A 26,634-nucleotide genomic window follows, 5' to 3' on the forward strand; every position below is an offset into this window, starting at 1 on the left:
TGCAGCTGGAGCCTTTTTCTTATGACCTGAAGCAACGGTACCTACCTTTTCGGCAAGTCCAATGCTTGATAGGCAAGCTGATATTTCCCGCCTTCAGCAACTTCTGCATGGTACAGGGCTTTGAGGGCAAAGTTTTTCTCAAGGCTATGTTCCTTCATCAGTCCATTCAGTTTAAATTGCAATTCCTGATTTTCTTTAATCAGCTGTTTCATCTGTGATTTTAGGTACTTCATATGAAGGTTAACTCCTTTCAGATATCAAATTTATCTGCCGATAGCAGTTTAATTCTTTAAAAATGCATCAATGAAAATGTCAAAAGTTCAGGAGTGCAAGGCACCTTCGTTTCTATATCATTATTTATTCCTGCGATATAAATCCCGGCTCTTGAAACCCTTCCCAAGAATCATTTTCATTTCATCGCGCCGTTTTGCTCTTGTTCCCTCTTGTTTAGCGCTATACACATAACGGGCCCAATCCTTACGATATCCTTGGGTGAGTGATTGATAGAAAGCAAGTAAATCTGGAGTATCCTGCAAATCTTTCTCTACATCGGATATAAATTCGATATAATCATCCACACATTGACTTGCTTTTGCAGATGTGTGATTTTTGCTTTTAGAGTCTTCTTTTAGACCAACAACCGTAAAGACATCATCCAATCCGACCATACGGGCAAATTTTATACTGCTTGTCCCAACATAGCCATTTTCATCTGCCCCTAACCCAGCTAATAGATCATCTCGATGGATATAGTCAGGATATACTTTATTTCCCTTTTTAGGATAAGCCAAAAAGAGATAGCCGTTTTTATTTAAATGATTTTCATCGATAACCTTTTTTACAAGGTTCTTTAGAGAGTTCATATCTAATACAAATGCAAAAATAAGGTCATAAGCATGATCAGCTAATTCTGTATCATAATCCGTTAGTTCTGCTAAATAATCTGCTCCATTTGGTAAGTGCAGAACAGCTGTCTCTTTATATTTTAGTAAGTTTAACTTTTCTGTGATTGATTTAGCCATCGTTATCTCCCGTTTCATTTATGCTTAGATTTTTTTGTTTAAGAAAAAATTCCGGATGCTTTATATATGATAAGGCTCACCGAAGCCTCCCTAACTTCTTAATCTTTTTCATTTACATACTTTTGTTTCTGCCAAGCGTCTGCGCTGTTGAAGATATATGTTTTGGAAAAGCTTATAGGATGTCAGCTAGTGACATGCAATAAGAAGGAATTATTTCTTTTATTTTCTGTGCCCATGCTGTCATATGCTGCCGGAAGCATCTATTGAATACCTCGAGCAAAATGGCAGCAGAAGCCCCTCGGGAAGCGCCGCGCAAGGCAGCAACTGCACTTCTCAAAAACCTTCTTCCCTTTCGGTGCTAACTCTTTCAATAAGGATGCCAAAGTCGCACTCATCACTCCGGCACCAATTAAAGATCACGTCTGTTTTGTTTATAAGCTGCTCATATTACCCATCATTATCCCCTAAATTTGCAAAAACGTGCAGTGCTTCAGTGTCACAAAAAGCAGGCGCCATCTTGGAACATACACTTTTTCTTTTTATTTATAACTTTATCACAGTCTTTTAGAAATAGATGAAATATTACTATTATCGAATCATGTAAAAAAGTGAGAGGTTCGTTCCAGAGACCTTTATCATTCATCCATAAAGCTTGCTCATCCTATATTAATAACTTTTATCTCATGCTTTCTTAAAAAGTCTATGCTTCATCTATATCAAATTCATTCGCTATATGCATTATAGAGCGGATGCTAGAATCAACCACAGTGTTGATCGAATTGGTATTACTAATTCCTCTGGATTATTAAATATCTTTGAAAAAAACAAAATAAGAAGTGAACGGCATCTGACATACTGCCCCATATTTATGAGCATGAGTTTATTAAAACGAAGTATTAAGAAGAGATTAGTGAAGAATTGCATATTAACTTTGCCGAACAAAGAATTTCCATTTTCCCCTCCAACTTTTTTATGAATGCAGCCGGGAGAACTTGAAGTTCGGCCTATACCTTATCATTTAACAAAAAAAAGACTCATTCGTAAATGAGTCCTTCCTTAAAAGGTGGTAAGCGATTAAATGACAGCGGCCACTCTGTTTTCCCGTATCTTTGACAGGTTCTCTCTTCCAACCGAAATATATTCAACTTCCAGATTGTATAGATCCTCATTTGTATAACAATTGCGTCCGTCGAAAATGATTGGCTCGTTCATGAACAGAGTGGAAAGGATGAGCGTTTTCTCTACGATTTCTTTCCACTCTGTCAAAATGAACACAACATCTGCTTGTTTTATCGCTTCCTCGATTTGATCGGCATACAGCACTTCCTCAGGCAGAACTTTTTTTGCATTATCCGCAGCGATTGGATCATATCCGATCACTTCTGCTCCTTCTTCTACGAGTTCGTGGGCTACCGAGATGCTGGCTGCTTCCCTCATATCATCTGTATCAGGTTTGAAAGCAAGTCCCAATAGAGCGACTTTCATTCCTCTCAGTGTTCCGAAGCGCTCTTTTGCTTTTCTCACAAGAAGAGTCTTTTGATTTTCATTAATTGTAATGACAGACTTCAATAAATGGAAATCATGATTGCAGTCCTCGGAGATTTTCACAAGTGCCTGTGTATCTTTAGGAAAGCAAGATCCTCCGTACCCAATCCCAGCATTCAGGAATTTGTTTCCGATTCTTGAGTCCATGCCGATTCCTTTGGCGACCTCTTCGATATGGGCATTTGTTTTTTCAGAAAGATTGGCAATTTCATTTATGAATGAAATCTTTGTTGCCAGGAAAGCATTAGATGCATATTTGATCATTTCTGCACTGTGAAGGCTTGTTCGCAAGATAGGCAGTCCAAATGGCTTGTTGATTTCTTCCACAATGTCCCCTGCTTCTTGATTGTCTGTTCCGATTACGATGCGGTCTCCATTAAAAGAATCATGGATGGCCGAACCTTCACGCAAGAACTCAGGATTGGATACAACTTCTGCACAGACGTTGTCTTGAAGATTGGACATCACTAATTGACGTACTTTCGCATTTGTACCGATCGGCACTGTACTCTTCGTCACTACCACCACATTTCTTGTGATGTTCTCTCCGATGTTGCGGGCAGCGTTGAACACATAGGTCAGATCTGCTGCACCGTCTTCACTTTGCGGGGTGCCTACAGCAATATAGATTACTTCTTGGTCTTTAAGACCGATGATGGAATTGTTTGTAAATTCAAGGCGGCCAGCCGCGCGGTTCTTCTCCATTAGTTCTTCTAATCCTGGTTCATAGATAGGAGAAATTCCTTTTTTAAGCTGGTCAACCTTCTCTAGATTGGTATCAATACATGTTACCTCATGTCCGATTTCTGCAAGGCAAACTCCCGTCACAAGGCCAACATAACCCGTTCCAATAATAGCAATTTTCATCGTTTTTCCTCCTCAAAAAGATCGCTATTTCTTCAATTATCCTCAAGTAAACCATTGATATGTTAAGAGCTGGAGACGAGTTCTTTTTCTTCCATAAGCTCTTTAAGATAATCTCTCACATTCTCACTCAAGTCCGGACGGTGCAGGGAGAAATCTATCGTTGCTTTGATAAATCCGAATTTATCCCCCACATCATACCTTTTTCCAGAGAACTTATACGCCAGGACATTTTGTGTTTCGTTTAAAATTTTGATCGCATCTGTCAGTTGAATTTCATTACCGGATCCCGGCGGCAGCATTTCTAAAATCGGCAAGATATCTGGTGTCAGCACGTAGCGTCCCATAATGGCATAATTGGATGGTGCACATTCAGTCTCCGGTTTTTCGACAACGGTTGAAATGGCGACAAGTTGTTCATCAAGCATGTTTTCGAGGGGGGCGACGATTCCATACTTGGATACATCCTCTGCTGGAACCTCCTGTACGCCTAATACGGATGACTGATAGATATTAAAGACATCAAGCAGCTGCTTTAAGCAAGGCGTTTCAGACTGGACAATGTCGTCTCCAAGCAAAACAGCAAATGGCTCGTTGCCAATAAAACGGCTCGCACAGCCAATCGCATGACCAAGGCCTTTTGGTTCTTTTTGACGAACATAATGGATGTTCGCTAAGTTAGAAATGTCTTGAATTTCTTCCAATCTATTGAATTTTTCTTTTTTAAAGAGAGTTTCTTCTAATTCATAGGATTTGTCAAAATGATCTTCAATCGCGCGTTTTCCTCTGCCGCTGATAATGAGAATATCTTCAATGCCAGATTTGACAGCTTCCTCTACGATATATTGAATGGTTGGCTTATCTACAATAGGCAGCATTTCCTTAGGTTGAGCTTTTGTAGCCGGCAAAAATCTTGTACCTAAACCAGCTGCAGGAATGATAGCTTTACGAACTCTCATTTTAAACATCTCCTTAGAAATTCGTATTTTACGTTACGCTCTGCTTAGCCGCGAGTGCCCCAAGAAGTTGAGCGAAGTGTCAACAGTGCCCAGAAACGCATTGGGCATAGGATTACAAGGAATAGAATTCCATATATCGGCGCAAGCAGGAAGGTGAATGGCCGCTTGTAAGCGTAGAAAACATTTCGTGCATAAGCAGATATCACCACGTATGCCAAGTAATAGACGAGCATAATTAGTCCCATCGTAGTCGAAGTATAATAAATCGCAAAAATCAGCGATACTCCAAAGGCCAGCCACAAGAACAATTCGAGCATTACCCACACAAACACATTCGGTTTTTGCAATCCGATCTTCAAGGCGATCAAGCTTTCTCTGAAAAAGGATTTGTTCCAGCGATTTTGCTGCTTAATCAGGGTTTTAAGGCTTGTCGGTGCATCTGTGATGCATCGGGCCGTTGATTGATATAACGTCTTTCCTTCCCGGATCGCATAATTCGTTAAACAGCGGTCGTCTCCAAGCTGCACTTGTTGTCCCAGGAATGTCTGACTTCCATAATGATCTAAATTTTTCATGACGACTTCGCGCCGGTAAGCACTAAGCGGTCCACTGCAAACCAATACATTGTTCGTAACGGAATGCGCTGCACGCTCGACACGGAATGCATTATCATAACGCATGTCAATCAGGCGAGTCAGAACATTGTCCGTACGGTTTCTGATGTTTACATGTCCCGTCGTTGCCATTACTTCATTGTCATTCAGAGGTTTTAACAACTCTCTAACCGCATTCGGGAATACTGTACAATCTGAATCGACTGTAATGAATATATCTCCGGTAGCTCTTTCAAATGCCCAGATTTGAGCATGACGCTTCCCCTGATTTTGCGGCAGACGGTGCACGATAAGATTCGGCATTTGGAAGGAAGGGTTATCCTTTTTGATTTCCGATAACGTCGCTCCAACTCCAGCTTTTAAATTATCTTGTAATTTCAGAACAGCGTGATAGGCGGAAACATCTTTACTTCCATCATCAATGACAAAAATTTCGTGAACCGGATAGTCCTGCTTCAATATACTTTCGATTGTTCCCAATACTGCGTGAGGCTCTTCATTATAAGAAGGAATGATGACAGAGACTTTCAGATCAGGCGGGTCTTCCATGATTTCCTGGTATTTAAAAGATAAAAGCATTTTTCCTAATAGGTAACTGATCATGACGGCACCGTAAATTCCTATTGTTAAGTTCAGCTTATCTGAAGCTGTCCAGTTCACATAGAAAAGGGCTGAGACCGTCAGCAGAAACAGCGTAATAACAAATGTTTTCTCCCTCATAGAAAGTTTCTTCTGAGTTTGAAGGGATACTGCTGCCATTCCACCTGAAAGATCTTGTTCCATTTTGGCCATTCGAATTCTCCTCTCTCATCGTAAATTTAATTCATAGCTGGCTGGCTATACTCTCCCCGATTCTGATTTTTTGACGATTAGTTCACATACCGAGTTTATGAAAGGCTTCTAAGTCTTGCAATCTATCTTTATTCCCTGTGACTATCCTCACTTTTTTTTGATTGAATTGAAAGCATCCCTTTTGTAATAGCATTGGAAACGGTGTCAAGTTAGTTGTTATAATTCTTTTACTATGTAATATAATTGAAATATTTCCCACTAATCCGATCTAATAAGTATTCGCTTCCGTCATGAAAGACCTTTAGAGGTCAGACGTTTGTCCCCTTCTTTACAATCAAAAAATTTTTGTAATATTTCAGAAAAGAATAGAGTTGAATTTTTTTCTATTTTTTTCATTTCGTGTTTTTTCTACATTTTTGAGAGATTTTTTGACAAAATTATTTAAAAAATGAGACATGAGGGCTAACCCTCGTTTGATAAATGCGCTTTCAATTCTAGTTTCTTCCAAAACACATGTGATAGATATCCCTTTTTATGATTTCCCTGCTGCTTGCCGGTAAATTTATATGTAAATACGGGACAATTTCTTTGTGAAAAAAGGTTCATACTTTTCCACCATTTTCTTTGACGTCTGTTGCAGGGTCCCTATTTGAGTGCTATATATGGGGAGAGTTGTTCCCTGAAAGGAGCCTTTCTATGATAGAGGTGAAAAATTTATCGAAAAAATATCCTAATGGAGAACATCAGGATTACGCATTGAAGAACGTTCAATTCGAAGTAAATAAGGGAGAATTGGTCGGGATCTTCGGAAAATCAGGAAGCGGGAAATCTACCTTGTTGCATATTCTTTCCGGCATAGAGGCTCCGACATCCGGAACCGTGAAAATAGATGGAAAGGATATCGCCGGATTTTCAAACAGAGCCCTGACAAAATGGAGAGGAACAAATGTTGGGATCGTGTTTCAATCCTTTCATCTTATTCCAACCCTGACCCTGGTTGAAAATGTGATGCTTCCGATGGAGTTTTCCAAAAATCGAAAACGAAAGAGGCAGCGTGCACTGGACCTTTTAGAGCAAACCGGATTATTCATGAAAGCAAATCAGTTTCCGGAATCTGTTTCAGGCGGGGAAAGACAGCGAACGGCCATCGCCAGGGCACTTGCCAATGATCCTCCGGTAATTGCCGCAGATGAACCTACGGGTAATCTGGATTCTCAAACATCCGGAGAGATTTTTAACCTCTTTCAGGTACTTGCCGAGACCGGTAAAACAGTACTGTTTGTCACACACGATCTCGATTTTTATGGGAAGGTCTCAAGAAGACTCCAAGTTCAAGATGGATCCGTATATGAAGTCCATAAAACGGAGTGATTGAATGCCTATATATTTGAGACTTGCCATGAGAAGCTTCTTTCATCAAAAAACAAAAGCATTATTAATGATAGGTTCTTTTCTTTTTTGCTTGGTTTCAGTTGGAACACTGGTGAACTCGAAATATTTGTTTCAGCAGCTGCTGCAGACCAGCCAGCAAAAATCAGCCATTGCGGATATAACCTATTACACTGGTCATTTTAATAAGGAAATTGATTTTGTCTCTTCTATGAAAGGAGTCAAACACGCTGAAGCAAAGACACAGATAAGAAGCCGTGCAAAGCTGGATGGAAACTATATAAATCTTCAATTACTGGTAAAACCAAATTCGCTTTATGAGATTAATAAAATTCAGCTCATAAAGGGTTCTTCTTTAGCGGATAAAGGCATTTGGATCGAAACATCCACTTCCGGGGACACGGGTTTCAACTTGGGTGAAAAAATGAAAATCATCCTTCCTGATCATCAAAAAGGAACTTCTCTTTCTATGACCGGTATTGTTCAAGATCCATCAAGAATTCCGACGAAATACAGCGGAATCGGATATGGCTATATTTCGGAAGCAATGGCGAAGGAATTGAATATCCCTCTTTCGAAGAACATGATCCACATGACATTGAAAGACGGTTATAACGGGAAGGATGTTGTTCAGAAAGTCCAAAAACGTCTCGAAGATAACGGCATCACTGTCTACAGAAGTGAAACCTCTTCTGAAACGTTTTTCATTAGAGAAACAATGGTTAACTCGTTATTGAATCTCTTTATTTTACTGGGTATTTTTGCATTCGTTCTTGGATTCATCTTAATCGTACATCTTTTCTATCGCATACTATCCGAGGATATCTATTCACTGAGCATTCAAAAAGTTGTTGGAGCAAAAGATTCGCATCTTTGGAAGCAATACGTTTTATTGATCATCGTGATCGGAACGCTGTTAAGTATGATGTCAATTCCGATTATAAGCCTTGTTTCACGGTATTTCGTTTCCTACTTGGGAGAAGAGTTGAATTTCGGGGGCAGATTTTCACAATGGATATCACCAAGGCTTGCGATAGCGATGTTCATCCTATCATTCAGCCTGCCTTATTTAGGTGCGATTGTACCTGTCAGAAGCTTGATATCATCCCCAATAGCGGAAGGATTGAAAAGGTCTGGACAGTTGAACATGAAAAAAGCGGGAAAAAGCCGCAGACGTTTTTTTCACCTATCTCTGCTGTCCTTTCGAAACACTTTATCAAAAAAATCCCAATCACTCATGAACATCTTCATGCTCTCCTTTGGAGGAGCGGTCATTATTGCGTGCTTCTCGCTGCATCAGTCCCTTCAGCATTTAATGAATGATATGGATGATTTTTGGCAGCATGATGTTGAATGGTCTGTAAACAGCCCGCTTCCAAAAGAAGATATCACCTCTCTTGCCGGAGAGATCAACGGGGTACGCAAAGTGGAAGGATGGACGAAAAGAAATACAGAAGTCATGGATCCTTCTTCCTCTGATCCTATAAATTCATTACTATACTCCCTGCCGGCAACGTCAGAATTCATAAATCCAGACCCAGTAACAGGCAGGTGGCTGAAACCGTCACATCCTGATGAAATCGTGATCAACACAGAGCTGGAAGAAAAAATTGGACCTCTTTCACCTGGGGACACCATCCATTTGCGGATTGGACAAGAAAACAAGGAATGGAGGGTTGCCGGTATTATTAAAGGCTCCCTTACAGGCCCATCTGTTTACATGGATCAGAAATCCTATCAGGGGTGGCTGGGCCAGCAATCCATTAATCGTCTGCTGGTGGAAAAACAAAGGAATCAAGGAGTTCAATCTCTTCTGAATGAAGGAGAAAATGAATTATCTTCTGCAGGAATATTTGTGGAAGGGTCCGAAACGGTTGTGGAAATGAATTCCCGTCCGAAAGAAATGATCGGACTCGTCATCATGACGATCGTATGCATTGGATTGCTGTTTTCTATCGTTGGGATTGCCAATCTCATGATTGCTGTCAGCATAAATATTTACGAGAGAACAAAAGAAATAGGGATCATGAGAAGCCTTGGAGGCTCAAATGCAAAGATATATGGCTTATTCATTGGGGAAAGCACCATCGTAGCATTGCTGGGCTGGGGGTTAGCGTGTGTCATTGCCTATCCCCTTAACTGGCTGCTCGCATGGAAAATCGGAGATTCCTTACTGCAATTCCCTTTACAGCCGCACCTCTCAAAGGAAGGTAGTTTAATTTGGCTATGCGTCAGTATTCTGATCGGATTTGCAGCAAGTATCGTCCCTGTTAGGAAGACTCTCAAAAAGAATATAAACGAAATACTGTAACCATTATTTCCTTGGGGGATTGATTCATGAAACACGTGCTAGTTCTGCCGCTCTTTCAAATGGAATCGGGTCACCACCGGACGGCTGATGCATTAATAGAAGCCTTTCATAAACAGGACCCTGACATCCAATGTGAAAAAGTGGATTTTCTTAGTTATGCGAACACGTCACTGGAAAAGTTCACATCAAACCTTTACTTAAAATGGATAACGAAGTGGCCATCTGCCTACAGCTGGATGTACTCTTCTTTCTTCCAAAGAAATAAAACCTTTTTGCATTCTCTTTACGAGACCCTTTTTTTAGAGAAGATGGAGCAGCTTCTGCAAGAGCAGCAGCCGGATGTCATCGTTTGCACCCATAGCTTCTCCTCTTTTTTAGTAGATAAGCTGAAAGGCTATGGGGTCACTAAAGCACCTGTCATCAATATATATACAGATTTTTTTGTGAATGGTGTTTGGGGAAAGCAGCACGTTAATATGCATATTGTGCCTACAGCTGCTATGAAGCAAAAGCTGATAAACGAAGGTGCAGATCCCCCATCTGTCAAGATTTCAGGGATATTGACGAATGATGCGTATAAGAGGCGTAAGCCAATGAAGAAGGAAAGCAAGCTTCATGTCCTCGTCAGCGGCGGAAGTCTGGGATTGGGGGATTCATTGCAGTCCCTAGTCTCGAAGTCTTCCAACCATGTTGAGTATAAAATCCTTTGCGGTCATAATATGGAACTATTTGATCATGTTCAGACCATGAAGAATCCAAATATTACAGGAATGTCGTACATCACAGAACCAGAACAAATGAACCACCTATATAACTGGGCAGATGCCCTGATTACAAAGCCAGGCGGAATAACGGTTGGCGAAGCAATCAAAAAAATGCTTCCGATCTTTGTTCATTCTGTGCTGCCGGGTCAAGAGGAAAAGAATATGAGGTATTTGGAAGGAGAAGGATTAGTCTTTAGATTGGATCCAAACCGTCCAGTCGAACATCAAGTGCAGACTGTCATGAATGATGAAAGCACCCAATTCTTTATGAAAAAATCAAGATATGAATTTTTAAGAAACATCGATGTTTCATCCTGTAAGGAACTCGCAAGCTTATTGACCGAAGCATATTTACAGGAAAATCAAAATGAACAGCTTCAATTTATTGATGATTTATTTTCGAAGTTATATAAAAGCCTTTAGTTTATCGCTTCTTAAACAGGTGATAGTAAATAAAACAACAGCCGATTAACATGATGCCGCTATAAATAATGTGGTAAACGTCCCGAAAGAATTCAAAAAAAATAGTCATAATAATTTCTCGCTTTTCATCATAATGTTTTCCTTTTATTGCTTGTATGAAACCAGTTCTGTATACATGCATTATCTTACATTAACCGGATCTATCAATCTATGGTAAAAGACACATTTGTCCTTACAAATCTGCTATCGGTATAAAATCACTGTTTATTTTCATTTTTGTTCATCAGCCCGGATTTCCAACATGTAGGAGGGAAAATAACATGACATCTAAAACAGGAGAACAAAAATCACCCGCACAAAATAAATACATTTTTGAAATTCACTTCTTGCGTGCCTTTGCCTGTTTACTGGTGGTAGGCGTTCACGTATCTGCAACAAACTATGGAATGAACGAAGAGACATGGAACTGGTTTACGTATTTCATGAATCAATATGGCCGTTTCGGTACAACCATTTTTGCCGTCATCAGCGGGTTCCTGCTCTTTTATCAAGTAAAAAGAAAAGGATTTGAATTGGGACGATTCCTGCAGTCGAGATTTTTAAAGATCGTACTCCCTTTTCTGATTTGGAGTGCAGCTTACCGCTGTCTTCTCTACTATTACGATATGCAGACACTCGGAGACCCTGTGGATGAGATAACCAAAGTTCTTATGGGAGACTCATTTTATCATTTATATTTCGTAGCAATAGTTGTTCAGTTCTATCTTATTTTTCCATTCTTGCAGAAGATTTTCCGGACACAGACATTAGTATTGGTATTCACGGTCATTGCGCTTATCATCAGCTATAACTTATACAGCTTTAATCCTGGAATCGAAGGAAAGCTTGGTGAGTTCCTTACGGGCAAATCCTTTATGCCCATCTGGATTTTTTATTTTGCCTTTGGCGGATTTATGGCGTACTTCTGGGATGAGATCGTCGGTTTCGCGACGAAACGCCCTTGGAAAATGCTTGCTGTGATCCTTCTGGTTTCAGCTGGTGCAGTGTATGAGTATCAAACAATTGGATACGTATCAAATCGAAGATTGACGAATCTATTTAACATTCCTGCCCTAAGCATTGCGATTATCGGAATTTACCCGCTGCTGGCCAAACTCAGCCTTGTGAAAAAGACGTTAACCGTCATCGGTCAATATTCCATGGGAATTTATTTGGTTCATCCAATGATTCTTTATTTATTTGCCCGCCATCTTCCGGAAACTTACTGGCAGCTAGAATATGTTCCTCTGATGTTCATTGCCGTAATGGTGATTGCATCGGTATTTATTCGTATTCTTCAATTCATCCCGTTCAGCGGATTCATTATTCCTGTTCCAAAAATCAAGAATAATAAAAAGCAGCCAGCCGTACAGCGGGAGCAAAAAGCATCGGCGTAAGATTGATAAGGAAGCAGTCACCTTGACTGCTTTCTTTTTTGACATATTGGCCTTAGGGTCTATGCTTTGATAGGTTAATAGGTAAAAATTATTAAAAAAACCTTTCTTTTTTGTGTAAAAGTTCAATACCTGTCCGATACTTTTGAGGATAGAGTTTTTATTTTATACAGAAAGAAAGGAAAGTTTCATGAGCAAAAGTAAAGGACTGATTGTTGCTGCCATGATTTTACTGTGTGTTTGTGCTGGATGGGCGTCAGGATTTGTTAATGCAGAAAATGGTTTGATAAATGTTAAAGACTATGGAGCTGTCGGTGATGGGAACACAAATGACACAGCAGCCATCAAAAAAGCTCTCTATTACGGAAAGAATAAAACTGTTTATTTTCCAGAGGGTACCTATCTCATCACCGATACGCTGACGGTAAAAGAAAACACAGAAGTGTATGGAACAGATGCTGTCATCAAGGCGAACGGAGCCGGTGATACGATGTTTAGAATCTATGGCGACAATATTACGATCCATGACTTGACGATAGATGGCAATCTTACGTTTTTGCGAGGCATGACTGTGATGAATGGCACAGGGAATCTGAAGGTAACAGATGTCCTTCTTACCCATTTCAGTCAGCCTGATCATTCCAAAATGTCTACTTCTACACCGATCGCCATTCGTATAGAAGGGGGAGTTCAGGATGCGCTGTTCGATCACCTCACCATCAAACATGTCTATGCCAAAAATATGACATCAAACGTCGGCTGGAACCATAAAGTAGCGCGCGGTATTCTAATCAGTCCTGCCTTATCTTCTCAACCGGCGAGCAAGAACATTACAATCCAGCATTCGCTGATATCAGAAATCGGGCCAAAGGACGATGGAGACGGCATCGTTGTCCAAGGATTTCAAAATGACGTACAAGTTACGATTAAGCATAATACATTTGAAAAAAATCATAAACGAGCTATTAAAATCCAATCACCGGGAGCGGTCATTGCTAACAATCATATACGCAATAGCTTCCATCAGAATAATTTCTATGACACGTATAAAGAAACAAACGAGTATGATATGTGGTCTGCCATTTCGGTCTACAGCGATAATGTCGAAATCACTGAAAATACGATCGGCGGTATTGGCAGGTATTCTGCAGCCATTGACATCGCCGGCGGAAACCATATTAAAGTCATCAATAATTCTGTAGCCAGCCGTGAATCTTCACAATCCACAGATCTGATCCGGATCAACAAAGGTTATGATGGCACAAATCAATTCTCCAACATTTCCATCAAGGATAATTCTTTGAAAAATGGCCGCTATGGAATTAACGTTGCAGCTGAAGTAAAACAGCTTACGCTTTCTGGAAATACCTATAACAATGTGGATCGATTAACAAGCAATGGGATTCAGGCGAGATAAAATGAAGAGAATAGCTTCCTCAGAGAAGCTATTTTTTTGTTAACGAAACATTACCTTTTTTACTCTCGCTTGTCACAAATTTTGTTGAATTGTAACGTCCAGCCTGTTATTTTACATCCCCATATCATTTTGGATTTGAGCCATCATGGGGACCCATCTATATGTTATGTTAGAAAGGAATTTTTTATTATTTATACAAACAACAGGATGACAGGTGAGACGATTGTACATATCAAAGAAGACAACGCTGATATCACTGACGATCATACTGATCTCGGTCATCATTATGGTCTTAACGCTGGATCATGAAGGGGAAAAGCCTCAAAGGGAAGACTACCTGCCACAACTTAAAAAACGGTATTGGACCTATTTAACGGACTCCGGCAGCGATATCGACACCTCTTCCCTGCAAAAAAAACTGAACAGTGAAGGCAAATTCTCGGATATTGCTTATTCAGATAAAGCTGAGAATCCAAGGGAAACCGTCAGTCACCTAGAACGATTGGAGACCATGGCAAAAGCCTATCATTCTAAAAATCACGCAAGCTATCATGATAAAAAACTGAAAAATGAAATCCTGGCAGGACTGGAGTACTGGAATCAGCACCCTGTGCAAGCTGAAAATTGGTGGTGGAACAGACTAAGGATTCCTATGATCTTAAGTAATATCCTGTTTCTAATGGATCAGGAACTCCCAAAATACACCGAGGAAGCTTCCATAAAACTGCTGCAGGAATATACTGAATCCAAATCCCCTCCTTTAAACGGGGTGAACTTGATAGAAGCTGAAAAAGTTAACTTTATTACCGCTTTACTGCAAGAAGATTCCGGGATGATCAATCAAGCCGTCTCTGCAATTAAAGAATCATTAAAGGTAAGCAGTATCGGCATTCAGCCTGATATGACCTTTCATCAGCATGAACAATCTGTTCAGACCGGTACATACGGGATTCGCTATTCATTAGAGACGGCCAGTATGTTTACCTTCGTACACGGAACACCGTACTCTTTTTCCAATGAAGACTATCAATTGTTATCTCACTTTATCCTGGATGGAATTCAATGGTTTATTGCCGGTGACACCATTGACTACAGCTCATTAGGAAGAGGGATTACAAGAAAGAATAATCAGCTGCAAGATGTGATATCCATTGCCAGGATGATGGAACAGCTCCCAACCAGCCGGAAAGATGATTTCGAACGCATGATCGGGCGCTTGGAAGGAAAGCGTCCCCCGTTTGTTGGCAATAAAGCTTATGACACATCAGGACTGATGGTTCATCATCAAAAGGATTACTATAGCTCGGTTCGAATCTTGCCAGAGGAAATGAACTCCAGTGAACCTTATTACAACGGAGAAGGAATCAATAATCGTCATATAGCGGACGGAGCCAATCTCTTCTATTTGAAAGGCAACGGGTATGCAGGAATCTTCCCGGTATGGGATTGGCGCAAAATCCCTGGAACAACCGTTGTCCATAATGATGAAAAGAAAGAACCGCTTTCAGGCGAAAACAATGAAACGCTTATGTTCAGTGATGGCAAAAATGGGATCTCTGCAATGAATATGAATTACAAAGAACTATCAGCGAAGAAATCATGGTTCTTTTTCGGTGACACCATCGCAGCACTTGGAGCCGATATACAATCCAATAGCAGCGATCCGATCGTCACGACCATCGACCAGCGGATTTGGAATCAGCCTGTAGAAACGTCGGAAACATCCAGCTTGGCAGATTCCACTCACCAAACGATTGACAAACCCAGCTGGGTGTATCACGACGGCATCGGCTACCTGTTTCCCGGAAAAAACGACCGCATCCACCTGATGCTTAACAAACGGGAAGCCAGCTGGAAAAAAATCAATCAACGTTATGATGGAGAATCCCCTGTACAAAAAAAGGTACTGGGCTTATGGATCAATCACGGATCCAAACCGGAGCATAATCGCTATCAATATATCGTTCTGCCCGGTGCCTCTAAAGAGGAATTCAATACTATAAAAAACGATTCCCCCATTCATATCATTAGCAATAACGCCAATGTCCAGGCAGTCGAAAACACCGAGCTCCAATTAACTGAGGCAGTATTCTGGAATGCTGATACGTTCAAAACGCCTTATGGTGTAAAAATCAGCATGAACCAGCCTGCTGCCCTCCAGCTTAAACGGGATGGAAATGAATGGATCATCAAAGCAAAAGCGGCGAATGATTCTAAAAAAGAGCTTAAGTTAATCGTTAAAAAGGAAATAGACAACAGGGAGAGAACCCTGATCGATTGGGAAGATAAGGAAGGAATCATCAATGGAAAATATGAAGCATTCTAATAATAAACCTGTATGGAATTGATCATGTTATGGAACTAAATATGAGACTTCCACATCCATTATGCGAATGATTGCTTTTTTATAATAGTTGGACAATCCGTAAAGGAAGTTACTTTAAAATGAATAAATCTCTTAGAATTACAAGTTAAAACCAGTTCAGCTATTGAACTGGTTCTTTTCTATTTTTTGACTTGATCCTTAAAAATTCTATCCTTACTTTATGATACGGCTCACCGTACTTATCATCATGAGGTATCTATTTTGTTACCCGTGACAAAAAGACCGCACAAATGAGATCTATTTGTGCGGTCTTTCATTTCTTTCTCTTTAAAAAACGATCCGTCTATCGCAATTATTTCACGCTATGCGAGAGTATTTCACTCTATCAAAAATTCATTCACACAAAGTCATCATTCAAATTTGCTCAAGGCATTGATAAACGGACATCATATCTCGTTTATCCAACTCACGAATACGATTAAAAATGGGAATATCTGCAACTCCCTCAGTTAGTAAGTCTTCAGCAACAACATCACTTACTTTGCCAGTTAGCCATGTTTGTACTTCTATGCCTTCGACGATTTCCTTACGCCCTTCATCATTGATGCCGCTTGCATAACAACTTACACATGGAATTGTTAATTTAAACACACCATCATGCAGATTATCTTCTGTTATTACTTTCTTTCCTTTACAAAATGGACATGGATGGCTTTTTTTAATTTTATTAATTTGGGTAACTAATTTTTTGTAACCAAATGCTTCATAAACATATGTTAGTTTTTTGTACTTTCCATTTGTGAAATACTTATCTATAATCGTTTCTCTGGTTTCATTGATAGCAGGAAAATCACAGATGGTCACTTGATTATTGTTGCTAATGGATTCGATATTGTTTTTGATTATGTCCCAGAATGGTAAGACATTTTGTAAGACCATTTCATAACCAACAAAGCTTGCCAGTTCCAGTTCAAGCATTTTCAGCGCGACTTGTGTCTCCCTTGGCAACAGGGAGATATCTTCCGTCAAGGCCATATCGCCGCCAACAATCGATTTCAATTTGACCAGTTCCGGTAACTTCCCTACTGTTTTCATCACTTGATCAAGCGGCTGATGAATAATCTCTCGAATATCCGTGTCTCCAAATTTAAGCGGTTTATGGTGGTTTAAAACAGTACCCTCACAAATTGGACATGTGATCATTTCTTTAGAAGCTTTCATTTGCTCTTTTATAATTGATTTTGAAACGAAAATATACATACCAACTATGGTATTAAAACCTACCCATGTTCGGCGTGCCTTGCCTTTCTTATCATAAAATGACTTTTCAAAATACCCGTACCAAAATGTATGCTTTTCTTCATCTGACATCTCATTGTAGCTTTTCGTCAGGTCATGACCAAGCTCATTCTTAATCTCTTCAAATAGAAATTCTAATTTTGGGTATTGATAAAATTTTAATACTTCCATTACATCTGGATAGAATAGACCATCCCAGAATGGAAGATTTTTGTCTTGAATCACAAGGTCTTTATCAAATACTTCAATCTCAAGGCGTCCCGAGCATGATGGACAATGATTGTCCTGAGAAAAGAAATCAAAGCTTCTCGTATCTTTATTGGTCGGATGAGACACTATTATATGGTTAATCAGACCGCCAATTTCATAAAGAAAACTATATTGGCTGTACAAGTGTCTTTCAAGATCAATGGCAATGACGGGTGCAATGGTGTCAGATTCGTATTCACCGTAAATCAAACGGGCCATTGATGATAAGCTTTTTAAGATACCGCCCTTATAGATGTTTTCTGCATTCTTAAAATAACCGATATGATTTTCTTCTAAATAGGTAACGCTATTTTGCTGCTTGAGTGTAGAAGAAATAGGCGATGGAACAGTGACATCTTCCTTATTTTTTTCTTGAAAATAATCATCATGACTGACAACTTCAAGATGCTCCACAGGTGCAATCTTTCTTTTACCAAAATCAACGATAAAATCAGAACTTTCCAGCATATAGGCATTATGTTCAATCATTAGGATCGAGACTGATTCATCTTGCAGAATGCCCCTGATACTATCAATGAATTGGTTTAAAATATTTTGTGATAAACCTTTTGAAGGCTCGTCAAAAATAAACAGCGTATGCGGGTTTCTTGAGTTAGCAAACAGCTCCGAAACTAAATGAACACATTGAAATTCACCAGTCGACAATGTTTGTGTTTTTCTTTCTAATGTCAAATAACCAAGTCCAAGTTTGATCAATAAGCTCAAGCGTTTATGAGCGATGTCTTCATTTGGCAGTTCCTCAATAATATCTTCAATCGAGCGCTGAAAAATATCATCAATCTCTTCACTGAATTTTGTGAGTTTCTTTTTAATATCAAGAAAAGTCGCAACGGTTGACCGACTGGTAATCGATTGGTTTCGATCTTGACCGACCATAACCAGTTTATCTTTTGGATATCGCTTCAGAAAATCTTTGGTTATACATTCATTGACTAGTGTTGATTTACCGCATCCAGACTCACCCGTAACGGTTACAAGTCTATTTTTGGGAATCTGACATTCAGCCATTTGAATATTACGGCAATAAAGATCATGAAATTGAAAGTATTCTGTTGGCATTGCCTGATTTCGTTCCCAATGGATTGGTTGTGGGCGCGGTGATTCTTCCACAATTTTTCCGCCATATTTACCACTGCCAGGTCCAAAGAACAATTGCTCATCCGTTACATCGAGCACTGTGTCAGAATGATCAATGAACCAAATTTGATTCTTATAGCCTAATTGTTTAATCTGTTCTAAAATGTTCAATAGTGTTTGGTGATCAAGACCCACTGAGATTTCATCAATAATAATAACGGTATTTTCACTTACTGCCATGAATTCTGCCAAGTAAAGCCGTGTTAATTCTCCACCTGACAATGTACCCATAATTCGATTTAATGTTAAGTAGCCAATATTCATATTGATAATATTTTTGAGAACATGTTGTTTTGCTTCACTAATATGTAAAATTTCTGCTTGTGAAAGAATGAATTCAACGCTTAAGTTGTTGATATCGGAAATCGTATGTGGCTGATCAAATAATTCAATCGTATATTGTTCAACTTCTTGATTAAAGCGTTTACCCCCACACTTTTTACATTCGACATTTTTGGTCGTTCCGCGTCCTTTACAACCTGGACACCAGCCTAATTCATTATTAAATGAAAACACTTCTGGAGAAAGATTAAATTTTTCAGCAAGACGCTCACGAATCTCTGTAAACACGCCAGTATGTGTGCCAATGGTTGAACGTGGATTGGAAGAAATGGATGATCTTCCGAGAAAAAGGACTAAAGGCATCTCTTCCATCTTGATGGCACTGAAATTCGTTTCCATAATATTAGAAAACAAATACTGATATTCAGCCTTTGGCAATAAAGAAACGAGACGCTTCTTGGATTCTTCACCAATGGTTTGACAAAAAGTGGTTTTGCCAGATCCAGACAAACCAGCAATTCCTAACGATTTATCTGCTGGAAGTGCTGCATCTAATTTGTTAATATTGTTCGCAATTAATCGATTTATTTTCATATGTACATCCCCTCTTTTCTTATAAGCTTAGTCTTTCCACGTTAGCACAGCGACAAATGTATTTGTTGTTTTTTTCGAATCAAAGAACTATTTTTATTGCTAATTCTATTCTATTATTCTTTCACATTGAACTCATTAAAAAACCTATCATTCATCGACAAAAATCGAGGAGTGACAGGCAACGAAAAAATAAATTCGGATAGACTTTTCTTCTTTTTATCATCCTCAAATACAGATGTTGAACAGGAAGAATTACCTCCTTATAGAGAATCTTAAAAAGGCTGAAATATATAATTTAATGTTGATAATTCATTCCAAGAAACTGAAACATACAAGAATATGCCCGCTGTTAGAAACAAAACTGCGTATTTGAAATGGATGCGAAAGCAGCATCCTTCAGTGATCCAATCACATTGGATAATCAACTGGAATTTTTAAAAGAATCATTTCTAGCAAACTAAAACTACATGATGAATAATTCCTCTTCCCTATTCTATAAGAAAAGATAAGGCAGATGACAAAAAACTCAACATACCATCCCATTTATCTAAATGGTTATTTATTCTTCAACACTTCGGCAAGTTCATACAATGAATGGTATTGTTTAATTTGATAGTTCCGCCCTTTCTTTTGCAAGTACTTTTTATCGCAAAATTGTGTAAGTACATGCAATAAGTGCCGGTAGGATACACCTAGATAATCACAAACTGTTACGTGTTTCTCCTTATAAATCCCTTCATCAGCAGTTTGCAAAATAAAATCCGCAAGCCGGTTTTCAAGCGGGAAAGCGAGGCTTTGTGAATACTTCGCTGCCATAAGTGTTGCCTTTACACTTAAAAACTTGGTTAATTCACGCAGAAATTTTGCATCCTCCAGCAATTGTGTACGATATCGATAAATTGGAAGCGCAAAACAAATGGTCTTCGTTGATGCTTGAATCCCTTTTGTATAGTACACATCATTTAATAATTCCATTTCCCCAATGTAGTCTTTTGCATTGATAAAATTAATTAAGGATACTTTCCCATTTTGATGTGTTACATATATTTTTGCTCTTCCTTCCATTACATAAAATAAGAAATCCGGTCTCATGCCCTCTAGAATAATCCATTCATCTCGCCTGTATTCGTGTACTTCCATAAACTCTTTAACTTGAAAGGAAAATAGATGTGCGATTGAGTTATTCTCCAAATACAACCGCTTTTTCTCACCTTTGTAAACTTCCATATTCCACCTCAAAAATATGAGATATCTCATATTATTCATATTTAATTCCATGATATCATGCAATCAATGAGGAGGATAAGAATGAACACACAACGCTGGATGAGTATACAGTTTTTTAGTTTTTTTATGACATGGGGCATTTTTCTACCTTATTGGTCAGGGTGGATGATTTATACAAAAGGAATTACAGTCTCACAAGCTAGTTTGATAATGAGCTTTGGTTTAATTGCTAGAGGCATTTCTACATTATTTGCATTTCCTTATTTATCAGGGAGATTTAGCAGTAAAATACAATTAAATGTGGCGGGAATTGGCACACTGGCTGCCATTCTTTGTTATATTCCGGCAAGCTCCTTTGCTGGTTTACTAGTAGTAACGATCGTCTTACACCTATTTTACCCAACATTGATGCCTGCTTTAGATAGTGCCGCCAGTGTACTTGTGCAAAGTAAACAATTAAGACATTACGGAAGAAGTCGTCAGTGGGGATCGATTGGGTTTGTCTCGGTCGGCATGATTTTAACCATTTTTACAGGAATGTTTGGAGATAAAGTGATTTTTTGGGCGCTGTTACTTGGCACATTGGTATTTGTGTGTCTTGGTTTTATGCGTGCACCTGATATTTTATCTAAAAAGCCGCAAGTCGACAAAACACAGAAAGTGGGCATGTTACATTTATTCCGTATCAAACACTTTGGTTTGATACTTATTATTGTCATTTTACTGCAAGCGGCACATGCTACTTATTACAATTATGGCTATATTTTTCTACAAGAAATCCATGCACCAATATACCTAATTGGTCTCATTATTAACATTGCCGTGATTGCAGAAATCATATTCTTCTCAATTGCAGATAAAAGCTTTAATAAATTTTCAGTAGGCTCCTTACTGACATTAGCAGCAATTGGTTCTTCCGTACGTTGGATACTAGTGTTCGCCTTTCCAAATGTAATTGTTTTTTGTATCGCGCAAACTTTACATGCATTCTCGTTTGCTATGGGGCATTATGCCTTTATGAAATACTTAATTAAAAACATTCCACACGCGCAGATTGCGAAAGCACAAGGCATGTATTCAGCACTTGCACTTAGCTGGAGCACTGCAGTGTTTACAATTTTCGGGGGCTATTTATACGAAATTGAGCCAAGATATGCCTTTATCGGAATGATTGTTTGTACCCTGCCAGCAATGCTGTTTGCCCTTGTATATCAAAAACTAGAACTTAGAAAGGAAGTTTTATATTCTATTTAAATCTCTTGTCTAGTTCTTACAAAGTTGATTCAATTTTTTCAACTTCACAAACCTTCGTTTTCCTAACGTTCAAATAGATGGCCATAACAAAAAGATGAGATTTATCTGATTTAGAAAAGTCTCTATTTTTTTTCTGCAACTATACACAACATATAAGGAAAAACCTCATTTACTTATGGTACGGTTCCCCGTGACACATCTAAATGAGGTTCTTCAATTTATATTTGGCTCATTTGCGGCTCACTTTTTTTATACACAAAGTTAGCTTTTTTTAGTATTAACAGTAATTCAATTGAGGCTCATGAGATACACCCTATAGAGCATTTCTTTGTAAAGAGGAATGCTTTTTATTTTTGCCTTAATAACTTATTAACAACAAAAATATTATATAAATGAATAATAATTTATTGTTTATCAATAAATAACATGTTAATATCTAATAAACAATCCTTATGAGAGGTGCTTTTCATGAAACCTGAAACACTATTTTTAAAGTTAGCAGTTGTTCTTATGGGCTTTCCAGTTCTTGCTTTATGCATCTTTTTGGTACCTGAGTTAGGTAATATTGCAGCAAAATTGCTTCCAGAGTTTGATTTGATCAAATACCTCGTTACTATCGTTTTTGATGCATCGGCGATTCCCTTTTACTTTGCTTTGTATCAGGCTTTTAAACTTTTACGCTATATTGACAAAAATAAAGCTTTCTCGCAACTATCTGTATATTCTTTGAGGAATATCAAATTCTGTGCCATCACAATCAGTACCTTGCATGTGCTAGTCTTGCCACTCTTCTATCTCTTTGCGGAGAAAGACGACGCCCCAGGTGTCATCTTTGTCGGATTGGTTGTTCCTTTTGCTTCAATGATGATTGCAGTCTTTGCTGCTGTTCTTCAAAAGCTATTAAAAAATGCCATCGATATAAAATCAGAAAATGATTTAACGATATGAGGTGAAACCAATGGCAATTATAATCAATATTGATGTGATGTTGGCTAAAAGGAAAATGAGCGTAACGGTACTTTCGGAGAAGGTTGGCATCACGATGGCGAATCTTTCTATATTGAAAAATGGAAAGGCAAAAGCGATTCGATTATCAACTCTAGAGGCGATTTGTAAATCATTAGAATGTCAGCCTGGAGATATTTTAGAATACAAAAGTGACGAAGACAGTCAAAGGTAAGAGAGTTTGATTAATAAACATTGTTGAGGAAAGTAGGACTTAATATGACAATTATTAAGGGAGGTATAATCATGGACAGTAACAATTTAATTATTGAAAATATTGCTAATCCCCATGAGCTGGAGAGAATGTTTAGAAATGACCCCAAAGCCTTTAAAAAGTCATTCTCAGACGCATGGGAACAAAACCCTGATTCTCAGGTTCTTGGCATTTGGTATGAAAGATTGCATTTCAAGGAGACGGCACATTCAGAAAAATCTTCCTTGCTTCAAAAAGGTTTCTTATTCATGGGCATTTTAGCCATTCTGGCTGGGATAAGCACCAGAATCATTTTCCATTTTGTCGAACAGGAAGCAATTGCTCCAATTAACCTGGCTTTTGGTATAATTCCCTTTATTGCTGCCTATTTTGTTTACAATAATACTACGAAAAAAAGTGTTATTTATTCCCTTGCAGCGTTGTTCCTAATTTCCGGGTTTTATCTTAATATGCTACCATTAAATTATAAAGACAGTATTATCCTTGCTTATTTACACCTTCCCATATTCTTATGGGTATTGGTAGGGCTTGCATTTACAGGAAATGAATATTCAAAAGGCAGTACAAGATTAGCCTATATTAAATTTAATTTGGAATATTGTATTCTCTACGCCAGCATGGCAGTTAGCGGAATGGTGCTAGCGGCATTAACCATGCAGTTATTTAGCTTTGTTGGCTTGGATATAGAAGAATTCTATTTTAGTAATATCGTTTTATTTGGTGCTGCCGCTCTCGCTATTGTGGCTGCATACCTGGTATCAATGAATCTTAAACTTGCTAAGAATATTACACCATATATAGCTAAAATTTTTAGTCCTCTTGTCCTGGCCACATTGTTGGTCTATCTTTTAACGGTTATATGGGTCGGAAAAAATCCATTCTTGGACCGCAATTTCCTGATAGCCTTCAACGGAATACTCCTTGGTGTATTGGCCGTTACCATTTTTTCTATTACCGAAAGCGACTCAGACGAGAAAAAGAACATTTCAGATTATATAAATTTTTCCTTAATTGTTCTTGCGCTTATCATTGACAGTGTGGCTTTGTCAGCCATCGTGTTCAGACTTTCTTCTTATGGGATTACACCAAACAGACTTGCTGTTTTAGGTGTAAACATACTTATCTGGGGAAATCTTATTTGGATTATGGTCTCATATATGCGTTTTCTGCAAAACAAGACCGGACCTTCACCCATCCAAGATGCGGTCACTAAGTATTTGCCAGTTTACGGACTTTGGGCGGCTTTCGTTACATTTACTTTTCCTTTGCTTTTTTAATTAGAAAGGCTATATTAATGTAACGGATGTTGATCTTCCTTATAAACACCAAAAATGAAAAAGTTATACTCATAACTTTTTCATTTTTGGCTTTTTATTTTTCTAAAAAAACCTCATTTACTTATGATACGGTTCCCCTCGATTAATCCGAAAAGCCCGATAAACCTGCTCCACCAAAATCAATCGCATTAATTGATGAGGAAACGTCATTTTTGAAAAAGAAAGCGTATCATTCGCCCGCTTCATGACCTCGCTGCTCAATCCCAGCGATCCCCCAATAACAAATGCAACTTTGCTTTTACCATATGTAGCAAGGCGATCCAAGTCAGATGCAAGCTGCTCAGACGATTTCATTTTCCCTTCTATCGCCAACGCAATGACATGAGAGTCATCCGAAATCTTCGAAAGAATGCGTTCGCCTTCTTTTTGCTTTACCATTTCCATTTCAGACTCACTGAGGTTTTCAGGCGCTTTTTCGTCAGGCAGTTCGATGATTTCGACTTTTGCATATGGTGTTAATCGCTTTAAAAATTCATCAATTCCTTGTTTTAGATATTTCTCTTTTAACTTTCCGATTGTACAAATTGTTATATTCACAGACTATCCCCACTTAAGAACAGATTACCAACAGATGTTATCCACATTTGTGCACAACTTATCCACATTTAGTGTGCGAATATTAGTTCCCCACTATATATACAGCAGGGTTTGTGCACAATTCACAGGTTGTGGATAACTTGTTGATTTCTCTGATTTTTTCGATTTCTGGCGCAATTTCATGCTCATCTACATACATATCAATGGCTAATTCGATGTGTTCTTCACAGCATTTCATTTGTTTTCTCCTTTTATCCACATGTGATCAAGAAAAGCGTAAGCGCCCGTTTAGCTCAGGCATGACAGATTTGCTCTGGCCGAGAAGTTGGGCGATGGAGCTAGACACCAATGCGGAAATTTATATACGTTTTTTCTTACAATGAAAAAACAGGAGAAATTAACCCTCCTGTTCTTCTCCCAGCTTAAGCTTAACCGATTGTTCTTTTCCTGCCCGGTAAAAAATAAGTTCTATACTTTCTCCAACAGCTTTTTTATATAACTGTTTTCTAAGGTCGATAATGTCTTTTACTTCTTGGCCATCGAATTCCGTAATAACATCAAGCTCTTTCAGTCCAGCCTGGCCTGCCGGTGAGACCGGATTTACGCTCATGACCACTACACCTGACCGTACTTTATCCGGAAGCTTCAGTGTTTGTTCCCAATGATAGCTTGATACTTCATTTAAAGAACGCATGCCGATGCCAAGGAACGGGCGTCTGACTTCTCCGTACTTTTCTAAGTCATCAATAATTGGAGCAGCAAGATTGATCGGAATAGCAAGTCCGATGCCTTCTACTGCTGATTGGGCAATCTTCATTGAGTTAATGCCAATTAATTGTCCGTCGATATTTACGAGCGCTCCGCCGCTGTTTCCAGGGTTGATGGCTGCATCAGTCTGAAGAACTTCTGCATTCCAGTCAACCTCGCCATCGTTATTGGAATCAACCGGAATCGCTCTTTCTGTACCAGAAATGATGCCCTGTGTGACAGATCCTGAAAATTGAAGGCCTAACGGATTACCAATGGCAATGACAGGTTCTCCAGGCTTCACATTGTCGGAATTAGCGAATTCCGCGACTTGCTCCACTTGTTTGCTTTCTGTTCGGAGAACGGCCAAATCCATCAGCTCATCGCTTCCTAAAACTTCAGCAGGTACACGGGTTCCATCACTTAAGCTAAGTTCGATCTGGGCAGCTCCGGCGATTACATGATAATTGGTGACAACAAAAGCATTTCCGCCTTCTTTTTTGTAAATAACACCTGATCCTGTTCCTGCTTCGCCTTTTTCATTCCAGAAACCGGCTTCCTGAATATTAACCACGCCAACGACAGCTTTTGAGACTTTGTCGACAGCTTGGGTAACAGCCGTGCTTACATCGACTGAAATGTTTTTGGAAGGTTCGGTTGCGTTTGGAGTCTGATCCTCACCGTTTTCTTCGTCATCTCCTAAAGCAAGATCATATGGAAGGATGTCCATATTTGCAAGCACCGGAATGGAAAAAATGACAAGAAGACCTCCCAAAATAGCGCCAAGCAGGCCTGGCAGAAACTTCCCGCCCCGGTTTCCCTTTTGTCTTCGATTATACTGTTCATAGTCCTGATCGTAATACCCCATCGAT

The 26,634-nt window shown here is 39.0% G+C and carries 21 protein-coding genes and 2 pseudogenes; 11 read left to right on the top strand and 12 right to left on the bottom strand.

Features of this window, described 5'->3' with window-relative positions:
- Nucleotides 1-41: 41 nt before the first annotated feature.
- From QLQ22_RS24740 to QLQ22_RS24765, 7 genes and pseudogenes are all read right to left on the bottom strand, one after another.
- Nucleotides 42-233, bottom strand: coding sequence for a hypothetical protein (locus QLQ22_RS24740; RefSeq protein ID WP_223438781.1), 192 nt, complete (start codon nt 231-233; stop codon nt 42-44).
- A gap of 120 nt (nt 234-353) precedes the next feature.
- Nucleotides 354-1,022, bottom strand: a complete 669-nt coding sequence (locus QLQ22_RS24745; protein ID WP_223438782.1) for a YdeI/OmpD-associated family protein — start codon at nt 1,020-1,022, stop codon at nt 354-356.
- Nucleotides 1,023-1,194: 172 nt separating this feature from the next.
- Nucleotides 1,195-1,359 (bottom strand): malate:quinone oxidoreductase, encoded by a 165-nt coding sequence (locus tag QLQ22_RS24750; protein ID WP_349654967.1) that lies wholly within the window; start codon nt 1,357-1,359, stop codon nt 1,195-1,197.
- A pseudogene (locus QLQ22_RS25230) lies at nt 1,352-1,457 on the bottom strand (malate:quinone oxidoreductase); the annotation flags it as partial. The pseudogene QLQ22_RS25230 and the gene QLQ22_RS24750, both read right to left, overlap by 8 nt.
- A gap of 639 nt (nt 1,458-2,096) precedes the next feature.
- Nucleotides 2,097-3,434, bottom strand: a complete 1,338-nt coding sequence (locus QLQ22_RS24755; RefSeq protein WP_223438784.1) for a UDP-glucose dehydrogenase family protein — start codon at nt 3,432-3,434, stop codon at nt 2,097-2,099.
- Nucleotides 3,435-3,496: 62 nt separating this feature from the next.
- A complete protein-coding gene (gene galU, locus QLQ22_RS24760) occupies nt 3,497-4,390 on the bottom strand; it encodes a UTP--glucose-1-phosphate uridylyltransferase GalU (protein WP_223438785.1) in 894 nt (297 codons plus the stop codon).
- A gap of 44 nt (nt 4,391-4,434) precedes the next feature.
- Nucleotides 4,435-5,796, bottom strand: a complete 1,362-nt coding sequence (locus QLQ22_RS24765; RefSeq protein WP_223438786.1) for a glycosyltransferase family 2 protein — start codon at nt 5,794-5,796, stop codon at nt 4,435-4,437.
- A gap of 696 nt (nt 5,797-6,492) precedes the next feature.
- On the opposite strand from QLQ22_RS24765, the gene QLQ22_RS24770 reads away from it, so the two are divergent.
- The 6 genes from QLQ22_RS24770 to QLQ22_RS24795 all read left to right on the top strand — a co-directional run bounded on the left by QLQ22_RS24770 (nt 6,493) and on the right by QLQ22_RS24795 (nt 15,859).
- A complete protein-coding gene (locus QLQ22_RS24770) occupies nt 6,493-7,167 on the top strand; it encodes an ABC transporter ATP-binding protein (protein WP_223438787.1) in 675 nt (224 codons plus the stop codon).
- A gap of 4 nt (nt 7,168-7,171) precedes the next feature.
- Nucleotides 7,172-9,496 (top strand): ABC transporter permease, encoded by a 2,325-nt coding sequence (locus QLQ22_RS24775; protein ID WP_284015775.1) that lies wholly within the window; start codon nt 7,172-7,174, stop codon nt 9,494-9,496.
- Nucleotides 9,497-9,522: 26 nt separating this feature from the next.
- Entirely contained in the window at nt 9,523-10,683 is a 1,161-nt protein-coding gene (locus QLQ22_RS24780) for an MGDG synthase family glycosyltransferase (protein WP_284015776.1), read from the top strand.
- Nucleotides 10,684-11,003: 320 nt separating this feature from the next.
- Complete coding sequence (locus QLQ22_RS24785) at nt 11,004-12,119, top strand: acyltransferase (protein ID WP_284015777.1); 1,116 nt, start codon at nt 11,004-11,006, stop codon at nt 12,117-12,119.
- Between the two features lie 187 nt (nt 12,120-12,306).
- Nucleotides 12,307-13,533: a glycoside hydrolase family 55 protein gene (locus QLQ22_RS24790; protein ID WP_223438791.1), complete on the top strand. Its 1,227-nt coding sequence runs from the start codon at nt 12,307-12,309 to the stop codon at nt 13,531-13,533.
- Between the two features lie 223 nt (nt 13,534-13,756).
- Nucleotides 13,757-15,859 (top strand): polysaccharide lyase family 8 super-sandwich domain-containing protein, encoded by a 2,103-nt coding sequence (locus tag QLQ22_RS24795; protein ID WP_284015778.1) that lies wholly within the window; start codon nt 13,757-13,759, stop codon nt 15,857-15,859.
- 414 nt (nt 15,860-16,273) lie between these two features.
- Here the strand turns inward: QLQ22_RS24795 and QLQ22_RS24800 are convergent, their stop codons facing one another.
- On the bottom strand, nt 16,274-19,441 hold the full coding sequence (locus QLQ22_RS24800) for an ATP-binding cassette domain-containing protein (protein WP_284015779.1): 3,168 nt from the start codon (nt 19,439-19,441) through the stop codon (nt 16,274-16,276).
- Nucleotides 19,442-19,738: 297 nt separating this feature from the next.
- Between QLQ22_RS24800 and QLQ22_RS24805 the strand changes: the two are divergent.
- Nucleotides 19,739-19,902, top strand: a pseudogene (locus QLQ22_RS24805) (ABC transporter substrate-binding protein); the annotation flags it as partial.
- A 94-nt stretch (nt 19,903-19,996) separates the two neighbouring features.
- Here QLQ22_RS24805 and yeiL read toward each other — a convergent pair.
- The gene (gene yeiL, locus QLQ22_RS24810) at nt 19,997-20,668 is read right to left on the bottom strand and encodes a transcriptional regulator YeiL (protein WP_284015780.1); all 672 of its coding nucleotides are present in this window, start codon (nt 20,666-20,668) and stop codon (nt 19,997-19,999) included.
- An 81-nt stretch (nt 20,669-20,749) separates the two neighbouring features.
- Between yeiL and QLQ22_RS24815 the strand changes: the two genes are divergently transcribed.
- The 4 genes from QLQ22_RS24815 (at nt 20,750) to QLQ22_RS24830 (ending at nt 24,418) form a co-directional block, all read left to right on the top strand.
- Nucleotides 20,750-21,922: an MFS transporter gene (locus QLQ22_RS24815; RefSeq protein WP_252207801.1), complete on the top strand. Its 1,173-nt coding sequence runs from the start codon at nt 20,750-20,752 to the stop codon at nt 21,920-21,922.
- Between the two features lie 468 nt (nt 21,923-22,390).
- Entirely contained in the window at nt 22,391-22,870 is a 480-nt protein-coding gene (locus QLQ22_RS24820; RefSeq protein WP_284015781.1) for a DUF2975 domain-containing protein, read from the top strand.
- A 10-nt stretch (nt 22,871-22,880) separates the two neighbouring features.
- The gene (locus tag QLQ22_RS24825) at nt 22,881-23,102 is read left to right on the top strand and encodes a helix-turn-helix domain-containing protein (RefSeq protein WP_016428902.1); all 222 of its coding nucleotides are present in this window, start codon (nt 22,881-22,883) and stop codon (nt 23,100-23,102) included.
- A gap of 71 nt (nt 23,103-23,173) precedes the next feature.
- On the top strand, nt 23,174-24,418 hold the full coding sequence (locus QLQ22_RS24830; protein WP_284015782.1) for a DUF4153 domain-containing protein: 1,245 nt from the start codon (nt 23,174-23,176) through the stop codon (nt 24,416-24,418).
- Between the two features lie 117 nt (nt 24,419-24,535).
- Here QLQ22_RS24830 and rlmH read toward each other — a convergent pair whose 3' ends face one another.
- The 3 genes from rlmH to QLQ22_RS24845 form a co-directional block, all read right to left on the bottom strand.
- Nucleotides 24,536-25,015 carry a 23S rRNA (pseudouridine(1915)-N(3))-methyltransferase RlmH gene (gene rlmH, locus QLQ22_RS24835; RefSeq protein ID WP_223438811.1) on the bottom strand — a complete coding sequence of 160 codons (480 nt, stop codon included), beginning with the start codon at nt 25,013-25,015 and terminating at the stop codon, nt 24,536-24,538.
- An 82-nt stretch (nt 25,016-25,097) separates the two neighbouring features.
- On the bottom strand, nt 25,098-25,253 hold the full coding sequence (locus tag QLQ22_RS24840; protein ID WP_070878890.1) for a CxxH/CxxC protein: 156 nt from the start codon (nt 25,251-25,253) through the stop codon (nt 25,098-25,100).
- A 159-nt stretch (nt 25,254-25,412) separates the two neighbouring features.
- The gene (locus QLQ22_RS24845; protein WP_223438812.1) at nt 25,413-26,630 is read right to left on the bottom strand and encodes a S1C family serine protease; all 1,218 of its coding nucleotides are present in this window, start codon (nt 26,628-26,630) and stop codon (nt 25,413-25,415) included.
- Nucleotides 26,631-26,634 lie beyond the last annotated feature (4 nt).

Origin of the sequence: Metabacillus hrfriensis, from assembly GCF_030127205.1 — a bacterium.
Classification (GTDB): domain Bacteria; phylum Bacillota; class Bacilli; order Bacillales; family Bacillaceae; genus Bacillus_P; species Bacillus_P dongyingensis.

Bases quoted from the DNA above. Each gene is read 5' to 3' on its own strand.
- QLQ22_RS24740 (WP_223438781.1), bottom strand. From the start codon at position 233: ATGAAGTACCTAAAATCACAGATGAAACAGCTGATTAAAGAAAATCAG.
- QLQ22_RS24745 (WP_223438782.1), bottom strand. From the start codon at position 1,022: ATGGCTAAATCAATCACAGAAAAGTTAAACTTACTAAAATATAAAGAG.
- QLQ22_RS24755 (WP_223438784.1), bottom strand. From the start codon at position 3,434: ATGAAAATTGCTATTATTGGAACGGGTTATGTTGGCCTTGTGACGGGA.
- galU (WP_223438785.1), bottom strand. From the start codon at position 4,390: ATGAGAGTTCGTAAAGCTATCATTCCTGCAGCTGGTTTAGGTACAAGA.
- QLQ22_RS24765 (WP_223438786.1), bottom strand. From the start codon at position 5,796: ATGGCCAAAATGGAACAAGATCTTTCAGGTGGAATGGCAGCAGTATCC.
- QLQ22_RS24770 (WP_223438787.1), top strand. From the start codon at position 6,493: ATGATAGAGGTGAAAAATTTATCGAAAAAATATCCTAATGGAGAACAT.
- QLQ22_RS24775 (WP_284015775.1), top strand. From the start codon at position 7,172: ATGCCTATATATTTGAGACTTGCCATGAGAAGCTTCTTTCATCAAAAA.
- QLQ22_RS24780 (WP_284015776.1), top strand. From the start codon at position 9,523: ATGAAACACGTGCTAGTTCTGCCGCTCTTTCAAATGGAATCGGGTCAC.
- QLQ22_RS24785 (WP_284015777.1), top strand. From the start codon at position 11,004: ATGACATCTAAAACAGGAGAACAAAAATCACCCGCACAAAATAAATAC.
- QLQ22_RS24790 (WP_223438791.1), top strand. From the start codon at position 12,307: ATGAGCAAAAGTAAAGGACTGATTGTTGCTGCCATGATTTTACTGTGT.
- QLQ22_RS24800 (WP_284015779.1), bottom strand. From the start codon at position 19,441: ATGAAAATAAATCGATTAATTGCGAACAATATTAACAAATTAGATGCA.
- yeiL (WP_284015780.1), bottom strand. From the start codon at position 20,668: ATGGAAGTTTACAAAGGTGAGAAAAAGCGGTTGTATTTGGAGAATAAC.
- QLQ22_RS24815 (WP_252207801.1), top strand. From the start codon at position 20,750: ATGAACACACAACGCTGGATGAGTATACAGTTTTTTAGTTTTTTTATG.
- QLQ22_RS24820 (WP_284015781.1), top strand. From the start codon at position 22,391: ATGAAACCTGAAACACTATTTTTAAAGTTAGCAGTTGTTCTTATGGGC.
- QLQ22_RS24825 (WP_016428902.1), top strand. From the start codon at position 22,881: ATGGCAATTATAATCAATATTGATGTGATGTTGGCTAAAAGGAAAATG.
- QLQ22_RS24830 (WP_284015782.1), top strand. From the start codon at position 23,174: ATGGACAGTAACAATTTAATTATTGAAAATATTGCTAATCCCCATGAG.
- QLQ22_RS24840 (WP_070878890.1), bottom strand. From the start codon at position 25,253: ATGAAATGCTGTGAAGAACACATCGAATTAGCCATTGATATGTATGTA.
- QLQ22_RS24845 (WP_223438812.1), bottom strand. From the start codon at position 26,630: ATGGGGTATTACGATCAGGACTATGAACAGTATAATCGAAGACAAAAG.